This window comes from Nonomuraea sp. NPDC050536, from assembly GCF_044457685.1.
GTDB lineage: Bacteria > Actinomycetota > Actinomycetes > Streptosporangiales > Streptosporangiaceae > Nonomuraea.
On record NZ_JBITHD010000038.1, the window covers coordinates 66,218 to 72,518 of the forward strand.

Annotated in this window: 7 protein-coding genes; 3 read left to right on the forward strand and 4 right to left on the reverse strand. The window is 72.3% G+C overall.

Annotated elements, in window-relative coordinates; all coding sequences use genetic code 11:
- The first annotated feature begins 22 nt into the window (after positions 1-22).
- On the forward strand, positions 23-349 hold the full coding sequence (locus tag ACIBHX_RS51020) for a DUF3618 domain-containing protein (protein ID WP_397076124.1): 327 nt from the start codon (positions 23-25) through the stop codon (positions 347-349).
- A 280-nt stretch (positions 350-629) separates the two neighbouring features.
- Here the strand turns inward: ACIBHX_RS51020 and ACIBHX_RS51025 are convergent, their stop codons facing one another.
- The 4 genes from ACIBHX_RS51025 to ACIBHX_RS51040 are packed head-to-tail and all read right to left on the reverse strand — an operon-like array spanning position 630 to position 4,991.
- Positions 630-1,823, reverse strand: a complete 1,194-nt coding sequence (locus tag ACIBHX_RS51025; RefSeq protein WP_397076126.1) for an amino acid deaminase/aldolase — start codon at positions 1,821-1,823, stop codon at positions 630-632.
- 51 nt (positions 1,824-1,874) lie between these two features.
- Positions 1,875-3,461 carry an ABC transporter permease gene (locus ACIBHX_RS51030; protein ID WP_397076128.1) on the reverse strand — a complete coding sequence of 529 codons (1,587 nt, stop codon included), beginning with the start codon at positions 3,459-3,461 and terminating at the stop codon, positions 1,875-1,877.
- Positions 3,458-4,348 (reverse strand): ATP-binding cassette domain-containing protein, encoded by an 891-nt coding sequence (locus ACIBHX_RS51035; RefSeq protein WP_397076130.1) that lies wholly within the window; start codon positions 4,346-4,348, stop codon positions 3,458-3,460. The genes ACIBHX_RS51030 and ACIBHX_RS51035 overlap by 4 nt, the downstream gene beginning before the upstream one ends.
- Positions 4,341-4,991, reverse strand: a complete 651-nt coding sequence (locus ACIBHX_RS51040; RefSeq protein WP_397076132.1) for a TetR/AcrR family transcriptional regulator — start codon at positions 4,989-4,991, stop codon at positions 4,341-4,343. The genes ACIBHX_RS51035 and ACIBHX_RS51040 overlap by 8 nt, the downstream gene beginning before the upstream one ends.
- A gap of 111 nt (positions 4,992-5,102) precedes the next feature.
- Here ACIBHX_RS51040 and ACIBHX_RS51045 point away from each other — a divergent pair, with 111 nt between their 5' ends.
- On the forward strand, positions 5,103-5,702 hold the full coding sequence (locus ACIBHX_RS51045) for a DUF6286 domain-containing protein (RefSeq protein ID WP_397076134.1): 600 nt from the start codon (positions 5,103-5,105) through the stop codon (positions 5,700-5,702).
- A complete protein-coding gene (locus ACIBHX_RS51050) occupies positions 5,702-6,208 on the forward strand; it encodes a hypothetical protein (RefSeq protein WP_397076136.1) in 507 nt (168 codons plus the stop codon). Before ACIBHX_RS51045 ends, ACIBHX_RS51050 begins: the two co-directional genes overlap by 1 nt.
- The last annotated feature ends 93 nt before the right edge of the window (positions 6,209-6,301 follow it).

A 6,301-nucleotide genomic window follows, 5' to 3' on the forward strand; every position in this document is an offset into this window, starting at 1 on the left:
GGGCGCGGTCGAGAGGAGAGCCATGGCTGACAGCGATCCCGACGAGTTGGAGCGGCGGATCGCGCGGACGCGCGCGGAGCTGGCGCAAACGGTCGACGCCATTGCCGACCGGGTGAGCCCGAAACGGGTCGCCGAGCGTACGGTGGCCGACGTCAAGTCGCGCGCCACCGGGTTCGTGGCGTCCGTGGGTGACGCGCTCGGACTCACAGCCCGTCCGGTCGAGCGCGCCGACGACCCCGACCGGCTGTGGGACGAGGAGCCTCCCAGCCTCGCGCCCATCCTCATCGGCGTGGGCGCGGTCCTGGTGGTGGGCGCCGCCATCGCCCTGTTCCGCCGCCGTCGCCGCTGACCGCTGCTCCCGTACGGCGAGCTTCCCCGAACCCCCAGATACGGTCTACAACCGACGAACCCGAGCTGGGTCAGGTCCCGCAGGACGAGGCCGGTCAGTTCGGCGTCGGTCATGGGCGGAAGCACGGCTGCGGGCGGCTCGCCGTATCGGGTGAGCCCGAAGGTGTGCAGCTCGCGGCGGGTGACGGGGCGGCGTATGAGCGCCTCGTGCGCCCAGGTGAGGTGCTCGCGCGGGAACGTCCGGCTACCAGGAGGCCGGGGAGCCGTGCACTCCTGACGGGTTACAGGAAGGTTTTGCGCTCGCCGCGGTAGGTCGGGACCGAGTCCACGATGGAGGATCCGTCGATCAGGTGGAGGGTGTCGAAGCGTTCGCAGAGCTCGCCCGCCTTGGCGTGGCGGAACCACACCCTGTCGCCCACCCGCAGGTCCTCGGCGGCCTGCCCGATCAGCGGAGTCTGCACCTCGCCGGCGCCCTCGTCGGGGGAGAAGCGCAGCCCGGCGGGCAGGTACGGCTGCGGGAGCCGGCTGGGCCCCGCGGCGCCGGAGGCCAGGTAGCCGCCACCCAGGACGGTGACCATGTTCAGCCCGGGCCTGCGCACGACGGGAAGGGCGAACAGCGCCGCGGGATGCCCGGTGAAGCCGCGGTAGAAGTCGAACAGCCGGGGATGGAAGAACCCGGACCCGGCGGCCACCTCGGTGATGGCCTTCTCGCGCACGGTGCGTTCCACCGAGCCGGTGCCGCCGCCGTTGACGAACTCCAGGTCGGCGACCTGGCGGACGGCGTTCACGATGCGTCCCCTGCGGATGATCAGTTCTCTGGCGGATCGTGCCTGCATGAGGCGGATGGCGCGGGCGAAGGCGGCGTTGCCGGGAGGGGCGTCGCCCACGCCGGCGATCTGGGCTTCGTAGGCCATCAGCCCGACGAGGCGGAACCCGGGCCGCTTGGACACGTCGGCGGCCAGGTCCGCGGCCTGCTCGGGTTCGCGGATCGTCGACCTCAGGGCTCCCGCCCGGAATTTGCCGCCGAGGGTCACAAATCCAGCGTCGATGTCCAGACATATCCGGATCTCGGCGCGGGCGGTCACCGGCTCGACCGCCGCCTCGATGAAGTCCAGGTGCTCGGGGGAGTCGATGGTGAGCGCGATCTCGGCGCACAAGCGGGGATCCGAGGCCAGGTCGGCCAGGGCCTCCCGGTCCGCCGTTGGGTAGGCAACCAGGATGTCGCGGTGGCCGCGGGAGGCCAGCCAGAGCGCCTCGGGCAGGGTGAAGGCCATGATCCCGCGGAAGCCGTCCATCGCCAGGATCCGCTCCAGCACGGGGCGTGACCGGATCGACTTGCTGGCCACCCTGATGGGCTTCCCGTTGGCCCGCCGTACGAGATCAGCGGCGTTGGCCCGCAGGGCCGCCAGGTCCAGGATCGCGAAGGGGGGCTCGAGGTCCGCGGTGGCGCGGTCGTAGCGCTGGCGGTCGTCCATACCGCCAGCGTAACGGCATGAGGGCCAAATGAATATGAGCTAGGTTCATATTTATCCGAAGTCGCGCCGGCGCAGCGCGAGCAGGCCGCCGGCCAGGAGCGCGGCAGACAGTGTGATCATGATGAGTGCGGGCACGGGGGTGAACGGCTCGCCCGCCACCGTGTCGGGGACGTAGTGGAACGGCTCGAACGGAGTGCCGCCCCAGAGCCCGTACAGCGGCCCGGCGACCCGCCCGAGCACCGCCACCGCGACCCAGACCAGCCACGAGACGGGTACGGCGGCGCGCGGCAGCAGGCCGTAGGCGAACAGGCAGACGGCGCCGACGAGCCAGGCGCCGGGCACGGTCTGCAGCGTCCCGGCCAGGATGCGGGTGATGTCGGAGGAGGGGTCGCCCACGAGGAGGGCGAACAGCGTGCCGAAGACGAGCCCGGCGATGGCCGACAGGGCGGCGGTGCCGAGCCCGGTGATCACCAGGTGGCCAAGCGCCCACCTGAGCCGGGTGACCGGGGTGGCCTGGACGGCCTCGGCCCTGCCCGAGGTCTCCTCGGCGCGCAGCCGCTGCACCATCAGCACCGGATACAGCGCGATGACGTGCGCGAAGATGAGGATGAGGGCCCAGATCCCGTAGTCGATCGCGTGCGCTCCCGGCCTGCCGCCGAAGCCCCGCAGCAGCTGGTCGCCCACTCCGCCGGGTGCGTTGGCGAGCTGGCCGGCGATCGTGCTGGCGCCGCCGGCGGCCGCGGCGAAGACGGCGATGCCCGCGCCCCACTTCAGCAGCAGGCCGCGGTTCAGCCGCCACGACAGGCTGATCGGTCCGCGCAGTGCGGGGGCGGTCTCCGGCCCCTGGCGTTCGGGGATGAGGCCCGCTCCCAGGTCCCTGCGCCCGAGCAGCCGGTACGCCAGGGCGACCAGGGCCGCGCCGGCAGCGACAGGGATGGCCAGGGCCCACCAGTGGTCGCCCCCGTACGGCACGACCAGGTGGCTCCAGCCGATCGGCGAGATGTCCTTCATCCAGGACATCCCTGTCGCGTCGCCCGCGTAGCGCAGGATGTAGGCGGCGCCGAGGACCGTCAGGCTGATGATCCTGGCCGTGCGGGCGGTGCTCGCGAGCTGGGCGGCGACGGCCGCGATCGCGCCGAACACCCAGCCCGCGGCGGCGATGGCCGCGCCGTAGGCCAGCGATCCTGCCGGGTCGAGGCCGATCGCGATCAGCAGGAGGGCGGGCACGGCTCCGCCGGCGAGGCTGACACCGCCCGCCACCAGCAGCGCGGCGGTCAGGGGCGCGAAGCGGCTGAGAGCGCCGGCGCGGATCAGCTCGGTGCGGCCGGTCTCCTCGTCGGCGCGGGTGTGCCGGATGACGGCCATCAGGGCGGCCAGGCCGTTCATCACGTACAGGAAGCCGCCGCTGCGCCAGGCCGCCATGAAGCCGAGGTCGGCGACGACGGATCCGCCGCCGAGTGCGCGGAAGAAGCTGTTGTGGTTGATCACCTCGACGTAGCCCGCCATCTTCTCGGGCGTGCCCATGTTCCGCCTGATGTAGGAGACCATCACGAGCGCCATGACGCCGAGCAGGATGATCCACCAGGGCGCGATGGCGCGTTCGCGGCGCAGCGCCAGCCGGACGAGCCTGCCGTTCATCGGGTCGCCTCGTAGTGGCGCAGGAACAGCTCCTCGAGCGTGGGAGGCCCGCTGACCAGGCCGCGCACGCCGAGCGAGTCGAGGGCGCACAGCACGGATCCGAGGGCGCCGGACTCGACGTCGAAGCGGACCGTGCCGTGGTCCATCCGCAGGTCGTGCACGCCGGGCAGCCGGGCGAGCCCGTCGGCGGGGCCGGACAGCTCCGCCCTGATGGAGGTACGGGTGAGGTGGCGCAGCTCGGCGAGGCTGCCCGAGTCGACCTGGCGGCCGTCGCGGATGATGGTGACGCGGTCGCACAGCGCCTCGACCTCGGCGAGGATGTGGCTGGACAGCAGCACGGTGCGGCCGCGGAGCTGCTGCTCCTCGCGGACGACGTCGCGGAAGACGACCTCCATGAGCGGGTCGAGGCCCGAGGTGGGTTCGTCGAGTATCAGCAGTTCGGCGTCGGAGGCCAGGGCGGCGATCAGCGCCACCTTCTGCCTGTTGCCCTTGGAGTAGGCGCGGATCTTGGTGCGCGGGTCGAGGTCGAAGCGTTCGACGAGCTCGTCGCGCCTGGCGCGGTCGGCGCTGCCGCGGAGCTGGAGCAGCAGGTCGATGACCTCGCCGCCGGACAGGCCCGGCCAGAGCGTGACGTCTCCCGGCACGTAGGCCAGGCGGCCGTGCAGGGTCGTGGCGTCGTCCCACGGGTCGCCGTCGAGCAGCCTGGCGGTGCCGGCGTCGGCGCGCAGCAGCCCGAGCAGGATGCGGATGGTGGTGCTCTTGCCCGCGCCGTTCGGTCCGAGGAAGCCGTGTACCTCGCCGGTGTGGACGGTCAGGTCGAGCCCGTCGAGGGCCGTGGTGCGGCCGAACCGTTTGACCAAACCGCGTATCGCAATCGGGTCAGTCATCGTGCGCCTTTCTCGATTCTGGGGCGGGGAGGTGCGCGAGGTACTCGGCGGCCTCCTCGGGGGTGAGATAGGGGTGGGAGTAGAGGTCGAGCATGACTCGGGCGAGCAGGTCGCCTCCCTCGGGAGAGGAGAGGTCGACGCCGAGCCCGCGGGAGACGTGCTCGTGGAGGACGGACACCGACAGCGCCATCGCGGCGCCCACGGTCGCGCGGGCCTCGCGGGAGACGGTGGGCGGGTCGGGGCGCTTGGCGTCGAGATCCGCCAGCCACTGCGCGCCCAGCTCGACGAGCTTGTCGAACAGCGGCGCCGCCCGGCCCTCGGTCAGTGCCCGGGCGACGTAGCGCTGGTACGGGCCGAAGGCCGCGCTCGCGACCGCCAGGTAGTTCACGTCGGGCGGGTTGGGGGCGGCCCTGACCTGGTCGTTGATCTGGACCAGGGCCTTGACCAGGTATTCGTCGCAGGCGTCGCGCAGCGCCTCCTTGGCGCCGAAGTGGTGGCGCACCAGGCCCGACGACACCCCCGCCGCCTCGGCGATCCCGCGGATCGTCGCGCGCTCGAAGCCGTGCTCGCCGAACTGCTGGAGGGCGGCCTCGCGGATCCGGGCGCGGGCGGTGAGGTCGTCAGGGTCTCGCTGGCTACACACACGTGTAGCGTACTACACACACGTGTAGTGATGCGAGCGTAATGATCCGGCAAATCGGCGGCGGGGGCGCGGTCCAGCGGTTACCGGGTCCGTGTACCTCTGGTCGATGTGATGACCACGCTTCAGCAGATATTGCCCGGTGCCGCGATCTCCCAGCAGGACACGCCCCTCCGCAGGGCGAACCGGGTGCTGAAACCCGCCAGGACGCCGGCGGGGGTCGTGGTGGCGCTCACGCTGACGGCCGGGCTGGGACTGACGGGCGCGGAGGTGGTCTCCGCGCTGTTCGGCAAGCCGCTGGGGCTGGTGCCGGTGGACGACGTGATCGACCTGGCCGGGCAGCACACCTGGTGGGACCTGGGGTACGCGGCGCTGATGGTGGCCATCGCGGGCGCCGGGTTGCTGCTGCTGGCCGTACTGCCTGGCCGGTCGCGGCTGGTGCCCGTGGAGACGCGCGACCCGCTGATCGTCATCGGCATCACGCGGGTGGGGCTGCGCCGTACGCTCCGCGCGGTGGCGCAGCAGGTGGACGGGGTCGAGCGGGCGACCGTACGGCTGCGCCGCCGCACCATCGAGGTCACGGTCATGACCGGGCCGGAGAGCTCGGGGGCGATGCTGCGCCAGGTCGGCACCGCGGTGGGCGACAGGCTGGCGGGCGTGGGCGCGCTGTGCGCGGGTGAGGTCGTGGTTCGCCTGCGCAGAAGGGGCCTGTGATGAGGATGCGCCAGTACTCGGGCAACCGGATCGGGCTGGCGGTCGTCGGAGGGGTGCTGCTGGCCGTGGGGACCTTCGGGTACCTGCGCGGTCTGGACCATCTGCCCGGCCTGTCACCCCGCGGCAAGATCCTCCCGGAGCGCACGGCGCAGCTCGCGGCCGACCACTCGTGGGTGCTGTGGGTGGGGGCGCTGGGCATGCTGCTGCTGTCGCTGGTGTGCCTGCGCTGGCTGCTGCTGTGTCTGGGCTGGGGCCGCCGCGGCACCCGCACGGGCACCGGTACGGCGCTGCTGTGCATCGGGCTGAAGGAGATCGAGGGCATCAACCGGGCCGGCGTCCGCGTCGTCGGCGAGGACGACCGCCTGCGGGTCGCCCTCACCTGCCCGGCCGCCGCCGACGTCGGGGCGGTGGTGGGCAAGCTGGAGGGCGACCTGGTCGGCCGTATCCGCCGCGAGGTGAGCAACGGCGAGCTGGGCGCCGTCGTCCGCGTCCACGTGCGCCGCTAGCACTCGATGACGTTGACGGCCAGGCCGCCGCGTGAGGTCTCCTTGTACTTGTCGAGCATGTCGCGGCCGGTGTCGCGCATGGTCTTGATGGCC

What these genes read in the sequence shown, in the direction of transcription:
- ACIBHX_RS51020 (WP_397076124.1), top strand. Translation starts at nt 23, where the DNA reads ATGGCTGACAGCGATCCCGACGAGTTGGAGCGGCGGATCGCGCGGACG.
- ACIBHX_RS51025 (WP_397076126.1), bottom strand. Translation starts at nt 1,823, where the DNA reads ATGGACGACCGCCAGCGCTACGACCGCGCCACCGCGGACCTCGAGCCC.
- ACIBHX_RS51030 (WP_397076128.1), bottom strand. Translation starts at nt 3,461, where the DNA reads ATGAACGGCAGGCTCGTCCGGCTGGCGCTGCGCCGCGAACGCGCCATC.
- ACIBHX_RS51035 (WP_397076130.1), bottom strand. Translation starts at nt 4,348, where the DNA reads ATGACTGACCCGATTGCGATACGCGGTTTGGTCAAACGGTTCGGCCGC.
- ACIBHX_RS51045 (WP_397076134.1), top strand. Translation starts at nt 5,103, where the DNA reads ATGACCACGCTTCAGCAGATATTGCCCGGTGCCGCGATCTCCCAGCAG.
- ACIBHX_RS51050 (WP_397076136.1), top strand. Translation starts at nt 5,702, where the DNA reads ATGAGGATGCGCCAGTACTCGGGCAACCGGATCGGGCTGGCGGTCGTC.